This is a genomic window from Aeromicrobium sp. MLTX1 (assembly GCF_046452335.1).
GTDB lineage: Bacteria > Actinomycetota > Actinomycetes > Propionibacteriales > Nocardioidaceae > Aeromicrobium.
In genome coordinates this window covers 526,337-543,786 of the sequence record NZ_JBKFDN010000001.1, presented here as the reverse complement: position 1 = coordinate 543,786, position 17,450 = coordinate 526,337, and the positions used below count along the sequence as shown (strand labels likewise).

Here is a 17,450-nt window from a genome sequence, read left to right as displayed (position 1 = left end):
CTCGATAGGCTGGAGGTCATGTCCATGGTCCGCGCGTCCTATCGTCCACACGTCGTCGTCGTGGGAGGTGGGTTCGGAGGACTGGCCCTGGTGCGCAAGCTCGCCCGTGCCGACGTCGACATCACTCTCATCGACCGCCACACGTACAACACGTTCCAGCCGCTGCTCTACCAGGTGGCCACGGCCAGCCTGAACCCCGGCGACATCACCTGGTTCCTGCGCGCCGTCCGCGCCAAGCAGGACAACGTCCGCTTCCTCAAGGGCACCGTGGTGGAGATGGACGCCGAGGCGAAGTCCGTCCTGCTCGACGGCAACATCACGGTCACCTACGACTACCTCGTGCTGGCGAACGGCGTCACCGCCAACTACTTCGGCATCCCCGGTGCCGAGGAGTTCGCGATGCCGCTCTACCGCCGCTCGCAGGCCCTCGCGCTGCGCGACCTGCTCTTCGCCAACCTCGAGGACGCGGCCGTCAACGGCCAGGACCGCGACCTGCGCGTCGTCGTGGTCGGCGGTGGCGCCACCGGCGTCGAGACCGCCGGCGCGCTCGCCGAGATGCGCAACCTCGACATGCCCACCACGTACCCCGAGCTGGACTCCAAACGGATCCACATCTCGCTCGTGGAGATGGGCGAGCACGTGCTCGCGCCCTTCAACCCGAAGCTGCGCGACTACGCCAAGAAGGAGCTCATCAAGCGCGGGATCGACCTGCGCCTGAGGACGGCTGTGAAGGAGGTCCGCCGCGACGGCGTGCTCATCGAGCACGACGGCGAGCAGGAGTTCCTGCCCGCCGGCATCGTCGTGTGGGCCTCGGGCGTCGCCGCCCACGGCGTCGTCAAGGAGTGGGGCCTCCCGCAGGGCCGCGGCGGCCGCATCGAGGTCGACGAGCACCAGGAGGTGCGGGGCCTGCCCGGCGTCTTCGCGATCGGCGACATCTCGGTCAACCCCGACTCCCCGCTGCCGCAGCTGGGCCAGCCCGCCATCCAGGGCGGCAAGCACGTCGCCAAGGTCATCAAGGCCAAGGTCGGCGGCGGCAAGATGCCCAAGCCGTTCAAGTACTTCGACAAGGGCACGATGGCCACGATCGGCCGCAACGCCGCCATCGCCGAGGTGCGCGGACTGCCGCGCCTCAAGGGCTTCCCGGCCTGGTTCATCTGGGTCACCGTCCACGTCGCGCTGCTCCTGGGCAACCGCAACCGCTTCGCCACGATGACGAACCTGTCGATCAAGTACCTGCTGTGGCGCAGCCACAACGCGATCGTCGGCGAGACGCCCTACGTCATCGCGCACGAGCCGAAGGTGGTCTCGGGTGCCGACGTCGAGGCCGTGCCGACGAAGAAGGCCGCCCGGTCGGCCCGCAAGGCGATCTCGAAGAAGGCGCAGGTCCGCAAGGCCGCCGCGCAGCAGACGATCGACGAGATCGGCGACGAGCGCTCCTGATCAGGCCAGCGCGCCGGCCAGGTCCCGGTGCGCGGTCAGCAGCGACGGGCCGTACCAGGTGAGCGCCCGGCCGCTGCACAGCGCGGTGGGCACCCGGGCGAACGCCTCGGGGCCGTCGTCCGCGGTGAACACGTAGGGCTCGTCGGGCAGCAGCACGAGGTCGAGGTCGGCCGCGTCGAGGTCCTCCACCGCGACGTGCGGGTAGCGCTCCGTCGCGTGCGCGAACGCGTGCACGAGTCCCAGCCGCTGCAACAGGTCGCCGCTGAACGTGTCGCGGCCGACCACCATCCACGGGTCGCGCCAGATCGCCACGGCCACCCGGCGGCCGTCGGGGGCGACGGGCTCGGCCCAGCGCCGCTCGGCCTCCTCGAGCCACGACGGCACGCCCCACGCGAGCGCGGTGTCGAACAGCCGACGCATCGACGTGAACGCCTCGGCCACCGTGCGGATGTCGGTGACCCAGACGCGCACGCCCGCCTCGCGCAGCCGGGTGACGTCGAGCTCGCGGTTCTCCTCGCGGTTGGCGATCACCAGGTCGGGGGAGAGGTCGAGGATCGCGGCGCGGTCCGGGTTCTTCGTGCCGCGCACGCGGGCGACCTCGAGACCGGCGGGGTGGGTGCACCAGTCGGTGGCGCCGACGAGCGCGTCGGGCCGGGTGTGGGCGACCGCCTCGGTCAGCGACGGGACGAGGCTGACCACGCGGCGGGCGGGGCCCACGGGCGCGAGGTCGAAGCCGAGGTCGTCGTGCATCGGAGTCCACCCTAGGGTGGATTCCATGACTGAGTGGAGCGCCGCGGGCGAGTGGACGGACATCCGGTACGAGACGACGCAGGACGGGATCGCGAAGATCACGATCTGTCGCCCCGAGGTCCACAACGCGTTCCGCCCGCAGACGATCCAGGAGATCTCGCGTGCCCTGTCGACGGCGCGCGACGACGAGTCCGTCGGCGTCATCGTCCTGACCGGCGAGGGCGAGAAGGCCTTCTGCTCCGGCGGCGACCAGCGTGTGCGCGGCGACTCGGGCTACAAGTCCGACGAGGGCGCCACGGGTCGCTTCGACGTCACCGACCTGCACGTGCAGATGCGTCGCTGCCCCAAGCCGATCGTCGCGGCGGTGGCCGGCTGGGCCATCGGCGGCGGCCACGTCCTGCACCTCGTGTGCGACCTGACGATCGCGGCCGACAACGCCCGATTCGGCCAGGTGGGCCCGCGCGTCGGCTCGTTCGACGGCGGCTACGGCGCGAGCATCCTGTCCGACCTCGTCGGCCCCAAGAAGGCCAAGGAGATCTGGTTCCTGTGCCGCCAGTACGACGCGCAGGAGGCCCTCTCGATGGGCCTGGTCAACACCGTCGTGCCGCTGGCCGACCTCGAGGCCGAGACCCTGAAGTGGTGCCGCGAGATGCTGGCGCTGTCGCCGTGGGCCCTGCGCCTGTCGAAGCTCAGCTTCCACGCCCACGAGGACGGCTACGCGGGCATCCAGCAGCTGGCCCACGACGCCAACCTGCTGTTCTACGGTCAGGCCGAGGCGCAGGAGGGCCGCGACGCCTACAAGGAGAAGCGGACCCCCGACTTCACCCAGTTCCCGCGACGTTCCTGAGCTTACGAAAGTGAGTGTGACGGGACGGTTTCACGCGTCAATTTCGCGTGACAATCGTCCCTGAAGCGCAACTTACGCTTCCCCCATCAGGGTGACTGACGCAACAATGCGGTCACCCCCCTGTGCCGGCGAGTACGCCCGAGGCCCGCCGGACTGTCCGAAGGGAAGTCTGTCCGTGCGCACCACACGAATGCTCGCCACGGCCGCGAGCGTCACGCTCCTGGCCACTCTGCTGGGCTCACCCCCGGCGTCGGCCGCCGATCCGGCACCGCCCGGCATCACCGTCCGCTCCGCTCCCGAGTCCCCGAATGCGGGCTCGCTCACGGCGAAGGCCGCGCGCGCCGCGGCCGAGGACGACGACCCCGAGGGCGCGCTGCCGATGCCCTCGTCCTACCCGTTCCAGCCGAAGCTGAAGGTGTACCCGGACTCCACCCCGGACGCGGCCGACACCGGCAACCTCATCGGGTACGACGACATCGCGCCGCGGCTGCAGTCGCTCATGCGGGCGTCCGACCGCATCTCGACCCAGATCGTCGGCGAGTCCACGCAGGGCCGCCAGCTCTACCTCGTCACGGTGACGGCTCCGGAGGACGAGGACCAGACCGCGCAGCAGACCGCGTGGCGCAAGAAGATCCGCACGAACCCCGAGGCCGCGGCCACGGACACGGCGCTCAAGTCGGGCTACAAGACCCCGATCTGGATCAGCTCGAACATCCACGGCAACGAGTGGGAGGGCACCGACGCGTCGCTGGACTACATCGAGGAGCTCGCCACCGCCCCGTGGAACGACGTCAAGGCGCTGCTGCGCGGACACCGCCTCTACTTCAGCGTGGTGCTCAACCCCGACGGCCGCACGATCGGCCAGCGGCCCACCGCGCTCAACCTCGACGCCAACCGCGACATGATCACCAACACGACGCCCGAGTCGGCGTCGTTCGTGCGCACGGCCCACGCCGTGCAGGCGCTCTACGCGGCCGACTTCCACGGCTACACGAGCGTCCTGCAGATCGAGCCCTGCGGCCCGCCGCACGGTGACGACTACGAGTACGACCTGTTCATCCCGCACGCGTACGCCGCGGCGCTGAAGGTCGAGCGCGACGTCGTCGACGCGGAGATCCCCGGCAACACGTACTACAACGTGGTGACCGGCCAGGTCGTCCCGGAGAACACCAGCGACGACACCGATCACATCAAGATCCCGTACCGCGACACACCGACCGGCTGGGACGACTTCCCGCCGATCTTCACGGCGCAGTACGCGGCCTTCACCGGCTCGGTCAGCAACACGGTCGAGCTCCCGAAGACGCGCCCCAACGGCAGCTCGCAGACCCCGGCGAGCGCGACGATCAACGTGGCCGTCGCGGAGCAGACGATGAAGAGCATCGTCGACTACGTGAAGTCCAACGACGACGCGATGCTGGCCGACCAGATGGAGTTCTTCCGCCGGGCCAACGTCGGCGCCGAGCGCGTCGCGCTCACCCAGGCGAACATCGCCGACGTGCCCGGTCCGGACCAGTGGAAGCCGCTGTGGAACGACTCGGACGACCAGACGACCGTGCAGTACCCGCGGGCGTTCGTCATCCCCGTGGGCGAGGGCCAGCGCTCGCTGTCCGACGCCCGCACCCTGGTCGCGAGCCTGATCAAGCACAACATCGCCGTCCGTCGCCTCGACGCCGCCGCGACGCTGGACGGGACCTCGTACCCGGCCGGCTCGTACGTCGTCGACATGTCGCAGCCGAACCGCAACCTGGCGCACGCGCTGCTGGCCCCCGGCTCGGACATCTCGAACAAGCCCGGGATCCTGAGCATGTACGACGTGTCCGCCTGGAGCTGGGGCCACCTGTGGGGCGTGGACGTCGACTCCGTCGGCACCACCGGACAGGGCACCCTGCCCGCCAGCACCAAGGTCACCACCGGCAACGCCGACGGCAAGGTCGCCAGCGGGAAGTACCTCACGTTCGAGCTCGCGGGCGTCAACGACTTCCGCACGCTCAACGCGCTGCTGGAGGACGAGATCCCGGTCTCGGTCCTGGCCGACGGCTCGGCGATCGTCGCCGCGGCCGATGCGCAGGACGCGCTCGAGGACGCCGCGCAGGAGTTCGACGTCGACGTCGACAAGGCGACGGCGGCCGAGATCGCGCAGCTGTCCGACGAGGCCACGCGTGGGCTGAAGGACCTGAAGGTCGGCTACACCGGCAACCAGGACGACCTGCTCTCGCTGACGCAGCTCGGCTTCGACGACCTCCAGGTCCTCACGGCCGCGACGATCACCGCCAACCCGGCGCTGCTCGACGGCGTCGACGTGCTGTGGCTCGGCTCGGCGCTGACGTTCAACGACTCGCAGACCGCCGGTCGCGACGCCGTGCAGGCGTTCGTGAACGCCGGCGGCAGCATCGTCGGCCGCGCGGCCGGTGCCTTCAACACGGCGCGGACGTTCGGCATCTTCGAGAGCGGCACCGCCGTGGCCGGCAACAACTCCGGCAACGGCATCGTCACGATCGACACGGCCGGCGACGGCGTGCTCGCGCCGTACGCGCAGAAGTACGCGTTCGTGTACCCGGCCACGTGGTTCACGGGGCTGCCGGAGTCGGTGAAGGTCGAGCAGCGCTACGCCGAGGGCAACCCGCTGCTGTCGGGCCACTGGCGCGCGACGAACGCGAACAACGGTCCGCTCAACGCCGGCGGCCAGCCGGCGGCGGTGTCGGCCGCGCTGCCGTCGGGTGCCAAGGCGTTCGTCTTCGGCACCTCGCCGGTGTACCGCACGCACACCAAGGGCGGCCAGAGCCAGGCGGCTCGCGCGCTGTTCTGGGCCGCGCCCGAGGGTGAGGGCGTCCCGGCGCCCGCTCCCGACGTGGCGACGACCACGACCCTGAAGGTCCCGGCGACGGCGACCTACGGCAAGGCGATCAACGCCTCGGTGTCGGTCACGGCGCCGGGTGCGACGAAGCCGAGCGGCACGGTCGAGGTGCGCGAGGGCTCCCAGGTCCTGGCCACCCGCGCTGTGTCCGGTGGCAGCGCCACGCTGCGGATCTCGGGCCTCAAGCCCGGCGTCCGTCGCCTGACCGCCCGCTTCGTCCCCGCGACGGACTCGGGCTTCGCGGCCTCCACCTCGGCGGTGGCCACGGTCAAGGTCGCCAAGGCGGCGACCCGGGCCGGGATCAAGGCCAAGGCGCTCGGCAAGGGTCGCGTCCAGGTCACGGTCACGGTGAAGTCCTCGGCGGGCACGCCCACGGGCACCGTCCGGGTCAAGGTCGGCTCGTCGACCAAGACGGTCAAGCTGAAGAACGGCAAGGCCACGGTCACGCTGAAGTCCGCCAAGGGCAAGCGCGCCGTGGCGGTCCGCTACAACGGCTCGTCCCTGTTCGCCCCGGTCTACCGGGCGACCACGGTGCGCGTCCGCTGACCGGCTGACAGTTTCCCCGGTTAAGTGGGTTTCCTGTCACTTCGCGAGGTTCGCAAACCTCGCGAAGTGACGGTTTCCCCGCTTAACCGGGGAAACTGCGCTTTCCGCTCAGGCGCGCACGTGGTGGCGGCCGAGCGGCAGGATCATCGGCCGGCCGCTGGTGGGGTCCTCCACGACGCGGGCGTCGAGGCCGAAGACGATCTTGACCGTCTCCTGCGTCAGGACCTCCTCGGCGGTGCCCTGCGCGTGGATCAGCCCGCGGTCCACGGCGACGAGGTGGTCGGCGTAGCGCGCGGCGAGGTTGAGGTCGTGCAGCACCATCGCGATCGTCGTGCCGCGCGAGCGGTTGAGGTCGGTGAGCAGGTCGAGGACCTCCACCTGGTGGCACACGTCGAGGAAGGTCGTGGGCTCGTCGAGCAGCAGCACCTCGGTCTGTTGCGCGAGCGCCAGGGCGATCCACACGCGCTGGCGCTGGCCGCCCGAGAGCTCGTCGACCACGCGGTCGGCCAGCTCGAGCACGCCCGTGGCCTCGAGCGCGTCGGCGACGATCGCGTCCTCGGCCGGCGTCCAACGCGCGAACGAGCGACGGTGCGGGTGACGGCCCTGCGCCACGAGGTCGGCCACGGTGATGCCCTCGGGCGCGATGGGCGACTGCGGCAGCAGGCCGAGGCGGCGCGCCACCTGCTTGGTGGGCATCGAGTGGATGTCGCTGCCGTCCAGCAGCACGCGACCGGACTGCGCGGGCAGCAGGCGCGCCATGCCGCGCAGCAGCGTGGACTTGCCGCACGCGTTCGCGCCGACGATCGTCGTGATCCTCCCGGCGGGCAGCGACAGGCTCAGGTCGGAGACGATCGGCCGGTCGCCGTACGCGAGGGTCAGGGACTCGGTGGTCAGGCTGGTGGTCACAGGGAGCCTCCCGTGCGCTGGGTGCGGATGAGCAGGTAGATCAGGAACGGGGCGCCGAGCGCGCCGGTGATGACGCCGACGGGGTAGCGCGTGTCGAACGCGTACTGCCCGATGAGGTCGGCCGCCAGCACGAGGGTGGCGCCGACGAGCGCCGACGGCACCATGAGCGAGCCGCGGTGGCCGACCAGGCGCGTGGCGATCGGCCCGGACATGAAGGCCACGAACAGGATCGGTCCGGTGGCGGCGGTGGCGAACGAGGCCAGCGCCACGGCCACCAGCACGAGCATCCGCCGGGTGGCCTCCACCGGCACGCCGAGCCCGGCCGCGAGGTCCTCGCCGAGGCGCAGCAGCGACAGGCGCGGACCGAGCAGCAGCAGAATCGGTGTGAGCAGCACGAACGGGACGGCCGCGATCAGGACGGTGTCCCACGAGGCCAGGTTGAGGCTGCCGTTCAGCCAGCGCATGGCGCGCTGCAGGTCGAGCTCGTTGGCGTAGACCAGCAGGTACGACGTGACGCTGTGCAGCATCGCCGCGATGCCGATGCCGACGAGGATCAGCCGGGTGCCCACGGCCTTCCCGCTGGCGGCGAGGCCGTAGATGAGCGCGGCCGTGGCGATGCCCGCGACGACGGCGCCCAGCGAGACGGCCAGGGTGCCGGCGCCCAGCACGACGATGCCGAACAGGGCGGCCGCGTTGGCGCCGTTGGTGATGCCGATGATGTCGGGGCTGGCCAGGGGATTGCGCAGCATCGTCTGGAACGTGATGCCCGCGAGGCCGAAGGATGCCCCGACGGTGATCGCCAGCACCGCCCGCGGCAGGCGCAGCTCACCGACGATGAACGACGCGCCCGGGACCTGCTCGCCGATCAGCACGCGCCACACGTCGCCGAGCGAGTAGACGGGGTCGCCTGCGGCGAGGGACACGACGAACAGGACGACCAGGATGACGGCCAGCGCGACCACGGCGGAGGTGGCGCGGCGGGCGCCGCGAGTGCGCGCGGCGTGCACCCGCTCGGGTGCGGTGAGGACGGTCATGACGCACCTCCGGTGCGACGCAGGACGACCCACAGGAACACGGGGCCGCCGATGAGGGCGGTGATGACGCCGACGTCGATCTCGCCGGGGCGGCCGAGCACGCGGCCGACGACGTCGGCGACGGTCAGCAGGGTGGCGCCCACGGTGGCGCAGATCGGCAGCAGCCAGCGGTGGTCGGCGCCGACGACGAGACGGCACAGGTGCGGCACGATGAGGCCGACGAAGCCGATCGGGCCGGCGAGCGCCGTGGCGGCGCCGCACAGGACGATCGCGCCGGCGGCGGCCAGCAGGCGGGTGCGCACCACGGATACGCCGAGGCCGGCGGCGGCCTCGTCGCCGAGGGCGAGGATGTTGAGGGACCGCGCCGACAGGAAGCAGATCGCGGCGCCGACCACGAGGATCGGCAGCACGAGCAGCGTGTCGGAGTTCTCGGCGCGGCCGACGCTGCCGACCTGCCAGTACCGGAACACGCGCATGACGTCGATCCGCGGCAGCAGGATGGCGCTGGACAGCGACGTGAAAGCCGCGGTGCTGATGGCGCCGGCGAGCGCCAGCTTCAGCGGGGTGGGACCGCCGGGTCCGAGCGAGCCGACGACGTAGACGAACACGGCCGCGAGGGCCGCGCCCGCCAGGGCGAAGGCGATGTACTCGGGCATCGTGGCCGCGCCGGCGAAGGCGATGCCGACGACCACGAGCAGCGAGGCGCCGGAGTTGATGCCCAGGATGAACGGGTCGGCCAGCGGGTTGCGCGTGACCGCCTGCAGCACCGCGCCGGCGATCGCCAGGGCGGCGCCGACGAGCACGGCCAGGATCGTGCGCGGCACGCGCGACCGGATGGCGGCCGACGTGACGTCGTCTCCGCCGCCCGAGGTGAGCGCGTCCCAGACCTCGCCGAGGCTGACGACGCGGGCGCCGAACGCGACGGAGAGGAGCACTGCGGCCACGAGGGCCACGAGGCTGACCAGGAACCACCACGGGGGGCGCCGCGTCTGCGCGGCACCCCCCACGGCGGAGTCGGTCGTCGTCGTCACTTCACCTTCGCAGCGGCGTCGGCGAGCAGGGTGACGTAGTCGTCCAGCATCCACGGGATCGACAGGGCCGAGGGCGACACGGCCGCGGCGAGCGGCGTGTTGTCCTCGAGCAGGGCGGCGCTGCCGCGCTCGAAGGCCGGGACCTTGCCGAGCAGCGGGTCGGCCTGGACCTTCTTCAGGGCGGCGTCGTCGCCGTAGCCCACGAAGATGTCGGCGCCGGACAGCTCGTCGGCCTTCTCGGCGCTGATCTCGAGGAAGAACTGGTCGGTGTCGGCGGAGGCCTTCTCGACGAACTCGGGCGTCTCGAGGCCCAGGTCGTTCAGGAACGTGGCGCGGGTGTCGAATGCGGTGTAGTAGCCGACCTTGCTCAGGTCGCTCGGGTCGATCCAGCTCATGACGGCGCTCTTGCCCTGGATCTCGGGGCGCTTCGCGACGGCGTCGGAGATCTGCTGCTCGAGGTCGCCGATCAGCTGATCGGCCTCGTCGGTCTTGCCCAGGGCCTGGCCCGTGAGCTCGATCGCGTCACGCCACGGCGTGCCCCACGCCTTGTCGGGGTAGGCGACGGTGGGCGCGATCTTGCTGAGGGTCTCGTACTCCTCCTTCGTCAGGCCCGAGTGGACCGCGAGGATGAGGTCGGGCTCGGCCTTCGCGACGGCGGCGGCGTCGATGCCGTCGGTCTCGTCGAAGAGGGCCGGCGTCTCGCCGCCGAGCTCGTCGATCTTGTCCTTGACCCACGGGTGCAGGCCGTCGGTGTCGTCGTCGCCGTAGGTGACCTTGGGCATCGCGACCGGGACGACGCCCAGGGCGAGCGCCGTGTCCTGGTTCGACCAGGCGACGGCGACGACGCGCTGCGGCTCGGACTCGATCTCGGTCGTGCCGAACGTGTGCTTGACGCTGACGGGGAAGCCCTCGCCCGACGCACCCGAGGCGTCGTTCGAATCGTCGTCGGAGGAGCCGCAGGCGGCGAGGCTCAGTGCGAGTGCCGCAGCAGCGAGCAGGGGTGCGAGACGCAAGGGAGTGCCTTTCGTGACGTGTAGGTAAGCCAAGCCTAACCGTACGCCCACCCGGGACGCCACCGGCATCCGCCCTGCGAACACGGGGCGCCCCGGGTGGCTACGGTGGGTCCATGCCAGGACTGGACTTCGACCCGCTCGAGCGCGCCGGGGAGCTGTGGGAGGAGCGCATCGGGGACGCCACCTCGATGCGGCTCGCGACGTCGATCATGCGGGTCCACCAGATCGTGCTGGCCCGGCTCGACGGCGCCCTCAAGCCGTTCGGGATCACGTTCGCGCGCTACGAGGTGCTGCGGCTGCTGTCGTTCAGCTCCTCGGGCTCGCTGCCGCTGTCGAAGATCGGCGAGCGGCTCATGGTGCACCCGACGTCCGTCACCAACGTCATCGACCGGCTCGTCGCCGACGGCCTCGTCGACCGCAACATCGACCCCGCCGACCGGCGGCGCGTGCTGGCCTCCCTGACCCCCGCGGGGATCAAGGTGCTCGACGCGGCCACCGAGGCGCTCACCGCCCTCGACTTCGGCGTCGGCGGCGTCAGTGCTGACGACCAGCGCACGATCCACGAGCTGCTCACCCCGCTGCGCCGCGACGACTGGAGCTGAGTCCTCCGGGAACGGCGAACGCCGGCCCACCCGAGGGTGGACCGGCGTCCGGCGTGATGTGGCTGCCTCAGATCTTGCGCGGCCAGTAGTAGAACGTGCCCTGGACCGTGGAGGTCGTCTTCAGGTACACGCGGTACTTGTACTTCTTCTTCGACTTCCAGCTGACCTTGCCGTGACCGTTGCGGTTCAGCTTGACGTGCTTCACGTTGCGCCACTTGCCCTTGTAGTAGCGCTTGACCGTGATCTTGGGAACGCGGACGGTGCTGCCGTTGGGCTGGTAGACGCGCCAGTTCTTGGCCTTCAGCGTCAGCTTCGAGCCGCGCTTCGCGATGGTCGCGGAGGGCAGGTAGCCCGTGCTGCGACGGACCGCGATGACGTTGCTGTCGGGCAGGCGCGTGACGGTGGAGTTGTAGTTCGCGTCGTACGACGTGACGCGGACGTTGCGCATCTGGGCCTTGCCGTAGCCGGAGGCGCGGGGCCACCAGGCGCTCAGGTTGGGCGAGGTGTTCGAGCCGACGAGCTCGTCGCGCACGCGGACGACGCCGTTGACGTAGATGTCGGCGCGGACGGACCAGCTGATGGAGCCGGGGACCGAGACGCCGGCGCGGGTGCGCGCGTAGGTCTGCTTGCTGCTGCCCAGGACCGCCGAGGTCGTGAAGCGCACCGAGCCGGTGGCGGCGGAGGCCGCGCGAGGCGCGTCGACGGCGGTGGAGACGCTGCCGCGCTTGGCGGTGGCCGACTCGTCGGCGTGGGCCGAGATCGGCGCTGCCAGCGACAGCGTCATGGCGGTCGCAGCGGCCAGCGCGACCTTCGTGAAGGTTCGGTTCATTTTTCTCCCCGAGACGAAAATGTGTGAATTGGCAGGCTCAGTCTGCCATGGCCCGCGCGGATGCTCCCGCTGAACCGGCAACTGGACGCCCCGTGTTCATCCGGGAACGGGTCAAGAAGTCACACCAGTCACACCCGTCACATCAGTCGAGCATCGCCGCGCCGAGGGTCTCCTCGGGCACGCCGAGGCCCTCCACGAGCGCGAGAGCGTGCGGCCGCAGCCGCTCCAGCAGGGCGTTGATCTCGGTGGTGACGGCCTTCGCGCGGGTGTCGCTGATGCGGTTGTGCTCCATGAACCACGCCTTGTCCCGCTCGATCACGGTGAGGGCGTAGAGCGAGCACAGGTCGCGCAGCACGTCGGCCGCCTCCTCGTCCTCGCAGCGGGCGATCCCGGCGGTGAACGCCTCGAGCACGACGCGGTCGATGTGGACCTGGCCGATCTTGACGACGTGGTCCTGCGCGGCGTTGAACGCCTCGAAGGCGGCGCCCTTGTCGTTGCCGGCACGGCGCAGGCGGCGCGCGGCGGTCTCGATGACGTGCTGCTCGCGGTCCTCGAACAGGTCGAGCTGGGTGCCGCGGTCGAGCAGGTTGTGGTCGTCGTCGCGCGAGCGCGCGTCGATGAGCCGCTGGATGAGCTGGGCCGCGGCCGTGCGCTCCTTGACCGTCTCGGCGACCGTGCCGGCGGCGAACCGCACCATGCCCACCGGGTCGAGGCCCGTGACCTCCTTGGCGTAGGAGGTCAGCAGCTCCTTCGCGACCAGCTGGAGCAGCACCACGTTGTCGCCCTCAAACGTGGTGAACACGTCGCTGTCGGCCTTGAGAGTGGTGAGGCGGTTCTCGGACAGGTAGCCGGCGCCGCCGCAGGCCTCGCGGCACTCCTGGATCGCGCGGGTGGCGAACGAGGTGAGCGCGGCCTTGAGGCCGGCCGCGCGGCCCTCGAGCTCGCGCTGGGCGTGCGCGTCGGGATCGGCCTCGGTCTGGAGGCGGTGCATGCGAGCCACGAGCTGGTTGTGCGCGAAGCGGAAGGCATAGGCCTCGGCGAGCAGCGGCAGCAGGCGGCGCTGGTGCATCCGGTAGTCCAGCAGCACCGTCTCCTCGCCGGGCACGCCCTCGAACTGGCGGCGCTGCAGCGCGTAGCGGGTGGCGATGCTGAGGGCGACCTCCGCCGCGGCGCGGGCCGAGCCGCCCACGCTGACGCGGCCGCGGATGAGCGTGCCGATCATCGTGAAGAAGCGCGCGTTGAGGCTGTCGATGGGGGAGGAGTACGTGCCGCCCTCGTCCACGTTGCCGTAGCGGTTGAGCAGGTTCTCGCGGGGGATCCGCACCTGGTCGAACATGATGCGGCCGTTGTCGACGCCGCCCAGGCCGCCCTTGTGGCCGCAGTCGCTCGTGGTGACGCCGGGCAGGTCCTCGCCGGCGTCGTCGCGGATCGGCACGACGAAGCAGTGCACGCCGTGGTCCTCGCCGAGCGTGACCAGCCGGGCGAAGACGGCGGCCACGCGCGCGTGCTTCGCGGCGCCGCCGATGTAGTCCTTGCGCGCCGACGGCGTGGGGGAGTGGACCACGAACTCCTGCGTCGCCGGGTCGTACGTCGCGGTGGTCTCGAGGCTCTGCACGTCGCTGCCGTGACCCGTCTCGGTCATCGCGAAGCAGCCGAGGAGGTCGAGGTTGATGAGCGCCGGGATGTACTTCTCGTGGTGGCGCTCGGTGCCGAGGTTCTCGATCGCGCCGCCGAACAGGCCCCACTGCACGCCGGCCTTCACCATGAGCGAGAGGTCGAACTGCGCGAGCATCTCGATGCCCGTGACGGCCATGCCGGGATCGCCCGTTCCGCCGTTCTCGGTGCGGAAGCCCGCCGCGGGGATGCCGGTGGGCACGAGCTGCTTCATCTGGTCGAGCACGCGCTCGCGCGCCTCGTCGAGCGTGAGCGAGTGGTCGTAGGCCAGGTCGAGCCTCGCGAGCTCGATCCGGCTCTGCTCGCGCACGTGGCGCCACTTGCCGTCGATGGACCGTCGAAGTTCCTCACCGAGACTCATGCGCACAGGCTAGTGGCGGTCGCCCACGACGACACGGCGAAGAACTGGTACTCCTGAGGCATGGGGTTCCTGTCCTCGCTGCTGCTGGCGCTGGTCGCCGCGATCACGCCCGTCACGCCACCGCCGGCGGGCGGCGTGGCCGACTACCAGCTCGGTGGCGCCTACCGTCCGGCCGCGAAGGTCGAGATCGTGGTGCGCGACCGCACGGAGCAGCCGGCCCCCGGCGTCTACTCGGTCTGCTACGTCAACGCGTTCCAGACCCAGCCGGGCTCGCTGCGCTGGTGGAAGCAGCACCACCCCGGCCTGCTGCTGCGCGACCGGAAGGGCCGCGTCGTGCGGGACCCGGGCTGGCCCGACGAGGTGCTGCTGGACCTGCGCTCGACCCGCAAGCGCACGGTCGCGGCGAAGGTCGTGCGGCGCTGGTTCGCCGACTGCGCCGACCGGGGCTTCCGCGCCGTCGAGCCCGACAACCTCGACTCGTGGACCCGGTCGAAGGGGCTGCTGAAGGGCTCACAGGCCAGGGCGTTCGCGAAGCGGCTGGTGCTCGCCGCGCACGCCGAAGGGCTCGCGATCGCGCAGAAGAACACGCCGCAGCTGAACGGGCGGCGGCTCGGCTTCGACTTCGCGATCGCCGAGGAGTGCGAGGTCTACCGCGAGTGCGGCCGCTACACGCGGCTCTACGGTCGCCGCGTGATCGAGGTCGAGTACACCGACAACGGCCGCCGGGCCTTCCTGCGCGCCTGCAAGGCCCGCGGCTCGCGGATCTCGGTGCTGCTGCGCGACCGCGACGTCGTCCCCCGCGGCACCCCCGGCCACCGCTACCGCACCTGCTGACACGGCTCCGCCGCGCGAGATGTGTAGCGGTCTCCACCCTTTCGCGGGCCGATCGGCCGGAAAACGGTGGACATGGCTACACATCTCGTCCGCGGGACGCGGAAAAGGAGGGGGCCGGAGCCTGTTAGCCTGCTCCCCACAACCACACACCTTCCGCAGTGCCAGGGGAAGCCGGTGCGAATCCGGCGCTGACCCGCAACCGTGAGACCGCCCGAGACGGGTCGGCGAGCCGGAGCACCTGCCTGTCGGAACCGACCACACGCTGTCGAGGAACGCAGCGGGCGGAGCCGAAGTCAGGCCCCTTCCCGTCCGATGCAGCGGGAAGGACCCCCCGATGAGAACACCCCTGCGTCGACGCGCCCTCGCGGTGCTCGCAGGCGGCGCGGTCGCGCTGTCCACCGCCGTCGCCGTCGCCCCCACCGCCTCGGCGGCCCCCACGCCCTCCACTTCGGCGGCCGGCACGTGGCTCGCCGCCCAGCTGACCGGTGGCGTCGTCCACAACGACCAGTGGGACTACGACGACTTCGGGCTGACCCTCGACGTGCTGGCCGCGCTGCGCGCGCTCGACGTCCAGCCGGCCGCTCAGCAGCAGGTCCTCGCCGCCGTGACGTCGCGCGTGGACGAGTACGTCGAGTCCACGTGGGAGGGCGTCACGACGTTCTACCCCGGCTCGGCGGGCAAGCTCGCGCTCGCGGTCGACGCCGCCGGCGGCGACGTGACCTCGGTCGGCGGCCGTGACCTGGTGGCCGACATCGAGGCCGCGACGAACGACGCGACCGGCGAGTCCGCCGACACCTACGGCCTGTTCGGCCAGACCTTCGCCACTCGTGGCCTGATCGCGGGCGACAGCGACGAGGCCGCCACGTCGGTCGGCTACGTGGCCGCGCAGCAGTGCGAGAACGGCACCTTCCGCCAGGTGCTGACCGCGCCGTGCCCCGAGGTGCCCGAGATCGACACCACGACGGCGGCGCTGCACACCCTCCTCGAGGCGCGCGCCGCCGGCATCACGGTCGACGCCGCAGTCGTCGACCGCACCGTCGCCGCGATCGTCGCGGCGCAGGCCGCCGACGGCTCCTTCGTCGGCAACGGCGTCGCGAACACGAACTCCACGGGCCTCGCCGCGACCGCGCTCGCCCGTGCGGGCCGCACCACCGAGGCCGCGAAGGCCGCGGCGTACGTCGCGCGCCACCAGGTCACCGAGGCCACGGGCGGCAAGCTCGCGTCCGAGCGCGGCGCGGTCGCCTACGACGGAGCCGCGCTGGCCGCCGGCCGTGAGGACGGCATCGACGAGTTCGCGATCGACCAGTGGATCCGCGCCTCGGCGCAGGCCGCGCCGGCCCTCGCGCTGCTCTCCGCTCCGAAGGCCGCCGTGTCGGTGCCGAAGTACGTCCGCTCGGGCAGCACCCTGAAGGTCACCGCCAGCGGCCTGGCCGCCGGCTGGGGCAGCACGGCCCGCGTCTCGGGCGGCAGCTCCGACCGCGCCGTCGTGCCCGCCGGGGGTCGCGCCACGTTCGCGCTGCGCGCCCCGAAGGGCACCGCGAAGCGCGCGGTCGTCATCGGCGACGCCACGGGTCGCGCCGTCGCCACCTCCTCGGTGCAGGTCCTGGCCGCCAAGAAGCTGCGCGTGTCCTCGAAGTCGAAGGTGCGCCGCGCCAAGGTGCAGAAGGTCGTCGTCCGCGGCCTCGTCGCCGGGGAGCCGGTGCGCGTCTACTACCGCGGCAAGCTCGTCAAGCGCGGCGTCGCGTCGAAGTCCGGCAGCTACACGTACCGCCTCAAGGTCGGCAAGAAGGTCGGCACCGCGAAGGTGATCGTCCGCGGCGCCTACGCCGAGCGCAACGGCGTGCGGGTGTTCCGGGTCGTGAAGTGAGCCGACTCGTCCATCGCCTCCTGGCGGCGACCCTCCTCGGGGTCGCCGCCGGGCCGGCGGCGCTCAGCGCCCCCGCGCACGCCGCCGCGTGCACCGGCGGCAAGGGCGTCACGGTCGTCGTCGGGTCGAGCGTCGGCTGCGACGCCGACGGCGGTGGACGCGCGGCGAGCAACTTCGCCGACGCGGGGCACCAGCTGACCTTCGCGTCGCGCGCCCCCGGCTTCGTGTGCCGGGTCGACGGCGCGCCCGCCTCGGACCCGTGCCTCGAGGCGTCCCCCGTGGACGCCTACTGGGGCCTGTTCTGGTCGGACGGGACGAGCGGCAGCTGGACCTACTCGAGCCTGGGCGTCAGCGCGCTCAAGGTGCCGCAGGGCGGGTCGGTCGCGTTCGTGTTCCAGGACTCCTCGTCGCGGACGTGGCCCTCGGTCAAGCCCCCGGTGGCGGCGCCCGAGCCCACCCGCGCGACCTCGCGCCCCACGTCCGCCAGCCCGAAGCCGGGCTCGAAGGAGCAGGGGTCGAAGGCGTCGACTCCGAAGCGGTCGACGCCTTCGACGCGAGCCGGGGGCCCGGCCTCCTCGGCTCCCTCGGCCACGGCGAGCGCGTCGGCCGGCGCGACCCCGTCCGCCTCGACGCCGACGCCGTCGACGAGCGCCTCCACCGCCACCCCGAGCGCGTCGGCTCCCTCGGCCTCGGCCGGGACGGACGACGACGTCGCGGGCGCGCCCGCGGTGCAGCCGACGGCCGCCGAGGGGTCGGGATCGACCTCGGGCGCCGCCCTGGCGACAGCGGCCGCCGTGGTCGTCGTGCTGGGGGCCGCGGGAGGAGTCGTCTGGTACCGCCGCCGGGCGGGCTGAGGGCT

General features: G+C 71.7%; 14 protein-coding genes and 1 riboswitch. Of the genes, 7 read left to right on the top strand and 7 right to left on the bottom strand.

Annotated features, from left to right (window positions below; all coding sequences use genetic code 11):
• Nucleotides 1-18: 18 nt before the first annotated feature.
• Nucleotides 19-1,440 carry an NAD(P)/FAD-dependent oxidoreductase gene (locus tag ACK99Q_RS02535; protein WP_410184670.1) on the top strand — a complete coding sequence of 474 codons (1,422 nt, stop codon included), beginning with the start codon at nucleotides 19-21 and terminating at the stop codon, nucleotides 1,438-1,440.
• Here ACK99Q_RS02535 and ACK99Q_RS02530 read toward each other — a convergent pair whose 3' ends face one another.
• The gene (locus ACK99Q_RS02530) at nucleotides 1,441-2,190 is read right to left on the bottom strand and encodes a helical backbone metal receptor (protein WP_410184669.1); all 750 of its coding nucleotides are present in this window, start codon (nucleotides 2,188-2,190) and stop codon (nucleotides 1,441-1,443) included.
• A 25-nt stretch (nucleotides 2,191-2,215) separates the two neighbouring features.
• Between ACK99Q_RS02530 and menB the strand changes: the two genes are divergently transcribed.
• Nucleotides 2,216-3,037, top strand: coding sequence for a 1,4-dihydroxy-2-naphthoyl-CoA synthase (gene menB, locus ACK99Q_RS02525; RefSeq protein ID WP_410184668.1), 822 nt, complete (start codon nucleotides 2,216-2,218; stop codon nucleotides 3,035-3,037).
• Between the two features lie 175 nt (nucleotides 3,038-3,212).
• A complete protein-coding gene (locus ACK99Q_RS02520; protein WP_410184667.1) occupies nucleotides 3,213-6,440 on the top strand; it encodes a M14 family metallopeptidase in 3,228 nt (1,075 codons plus the stop codon).
• Between the two features lie 108 nt (nucleotides 6,441-6,548).
• On the opposite strand, the gene ACK99Q_RS02515 is transcribed toward ACK99Q_RS02520, so the two are convergent.
• The 4 genes from ACK99Q_RS02515 to ACK99Q_RS02500 are packed head-to-tail and all read right to left on the bottom strand — an operon-like array spanning nucleotide 6,549 to nucleotide 10,424.
• Complete coding sequence (locus tag ACK99Q_RS02515) at nucleotides 6,549-7,346, bottom strand: ABC transporter ATP-binding protein (protein ID WP_395486856.1); 798 nt, start codon at nucleotides 7,344-7,346, stop codon at nucleotides 6,549-6,551.
• Nucleotides 7,343-8,380: a FecCD family ABC transporter permease gene (locus tag ACK99Q_RS02510; protein WP_410184666.1), complete on the bottom strand. Its 1,038-nt coding sequence runs from the start codon at nucleotides 8,378-8,380 to the stop codon at nucleotides 7,343-7,345. Before ACK99Q_RS02510 ends, ACK99Q_RS02515 begins: the two co-directional genes overlap by 4 nt.
• Entirely contained in the window at nucleotides 8,377-9,411 is a 1,035-nt protein-coding gene (locus ACK99Q_RS02505; protein ID WP_410184665.1) for a FecCD family ABC transporter permease, read from the bottom strand. The genes ACK99Q_RS02510 and ACK99Q_RS02505 overlap by 4 nt, the downstream gene beginning before the upstream one ends.
• Entirely contained in the window at nucleotides 9,408-10,424 is a 1,017-nt protein-coding gene (locus ACK99Q_RS02500) for an iron-siderophore ABC transporter substrate-binding protein (protein WP_410184664.1), read from the bottom strand. Before ACK99Q_RS02500 ends, ACK99Q_RS02505 begins: the two co-directional genes overlap by 4 nt.
• A gap of 113 nt (nucleotides 10,425-10,537) precedes the next feature.
• On the opposite strand from ACK99Q_RS02500, the gene ACK99Q_RS02495 reads away from it, so the two are divergent.
• The gene (locus ACK99Q_RS02495; protein ID WP_410184663.1) at nucleotides 10,538-11,026 is read left to right on the top strand and encodes a MarR family winged helix-turn-helix transcriptional regulator; all 489 of its coding nucleotides are present in this window, start codon (nucleotides 10,538-10,540) and stop codon (nucleotides 11,024-11,026) included.
• 67 nt (nucleotides 11,027-11,093) lie between these two features.
• On the opposite strand, the gene ACK99Q_RS02490 is transcribed toward ACK99Q_RS02495, so the two are convergent.
• Both ACK99Q_RS02490 and ACK99Q_RS02485 read right to left on the bottom strand, forming a co-directional pair.
• Nucleotides 11,094-11,855 (bottom strand): hypothetical protein, encoded by a 762-nt coding sequence (locus tag ACK99Q_RS02490; RefSeq protein ID WP_410184662.1) that lies wholly within the window; start codon nucleotides 11,853-11,855, stop codon nucleotides 11,094-11,096.
• A 142-nt stretch (nucleotides 11,856-11,997) separates the two neighbouring features.
• Nucleotides 11,998-13,890 carry an acyl-CoA dehydrogenase gene (locus ACK99Q_RS02485; protein WP_410184661.1) on the bottom strand — a complete coding sequence of 631 codons (1,893 nt, stop codon included), beginning with the start codon at nucleotides 13,888-13,890 and terminating at the stop codon, nucleotides 11,998-12,000.
• 60 nt (nucleotides 13,891-13,950) lie between these two features.
• Between ACK99Q_RS02485 and ACK99Q_RS02480 the strand changes: the two genes are divergently transcribed.
• The 3 genes from ACK99Q_RS02480 (at nucleotide 13,951) to ACK99Q_RS02470 (ending at nucleotide 17,445) form a co-directional block, all read left to right on the top strand.
• Nucleotides 13,951-14,724, top strand: coding sequence for an endo alpha-1,4 polygalactosaminidase (locus ACK99Q_RS02480; RefSeq protein ID WP_410184660.1), 774 nt, complete (start codon nucleotides 13,951-13,953; stop codon nucleotides 14,722-14,724).
• A 163-nt stretch (nucleotides 14,725-14,887) separates the two neighbouring features.
• Nucleotides 14,888-14,964, top strand: a riboswitch (cobalamin riboswitch).
• 94 nt (nucleotides 14,965-15,058) lie between these two features.
• The gene (locus ACK99Q_RS02475) at nucleotides 15,059-16,591 is read left to right on the top strand and encodes a hypothetical protein (protein ID WP_410184659.1); all 1,533 of its coding nucleotides are present in this window, start codon (nucleotides 15,059-15,061) and stop codon (nucleotides 16,589-16,591) included.
• Nucleotides 16,588-17,445 carry a hypothetical protein gene (locus ACK99Q_RS02470; protein WP_410184658.1) on the top strand — a complete coding sequence of 286 codons (858 nt, stop codon included), beginning with the start codon at nucleotides 16,588-16,590 and terminating at the stop codon, nucleotides 17,443-17,445. The genes ACK99Q_RS02475 and ACK99Q_RS02470 overlap by 4 nt, the downstream gene beginning before the upstream one ends.
• Nucleotides 17,446-17,450: the final 5 nt, after the last annotated feature.

Coding starts and splice junctions, on each gene's coding strand:
- ACK99Q_RS02495 (WP_410184663.1), top strand. CDS start 10,538: ATGCCAGGACTGGACTTCGACCCGCTCGAGCGCGCCGGGGAGCTGTGG.
- ACK99Q_RS02485 (WP_410184661.1), bottom strand. CDS start 13,890: ATGAGTCTCGGTGAGGAACTTCGACGGTCCATCGACGGCAAGTGGCGC.
- ACK99Q_RS02490 (WP_410184662.1), bottom strand. CDS start 11,855: ATGAACCGAACCTTCACGAAGGTCGCGCTGGCCGCTGCGACCGCCATG.
- ACK99Q_RS02510 (WP_410184666.1), bottom strand. CDS start 8,380: ATGACCGTCCTCACCGCACCCGAGCGGGTGCACGCCGCGCGCACTCGC.
- ACK99Q_RS02535 (WP_410184670.1), top strand. CDS start 19: ATGTCCATGGTCCGCGCGTCCTATCGTCCACACGTCGTCGTCGTGGGA.
- ACK99Q_RS02530 (WP_410184669.1), bottom strand. CDS start 2,190: ATGCACGACGACCTCGGCTTCGACCTCGCGCCCGTGGGCCCCGCCCGC.
- ACK99Q_RS02475 (WP_410184659.1), top strand. CDS start 15,059: ATGAGAACACCCCTGCGTCGACGCGCCCTCGCGGTGCTCGCAGGCGGC.
- ACK99Q_RS02480 (WP_410184660.1), top strand. CDS start 13,951: ATGGGGTTCCTGTCCTCGCTGCTGCTGGCGCTGGTCGCCGCGATCACG.
- menB (WP_410184668.1), top strand. CDS start 2,216: ATGACTGAGTGGAGCGCCGCGGGCGAGTGGACGGACATCCGGTACGAG.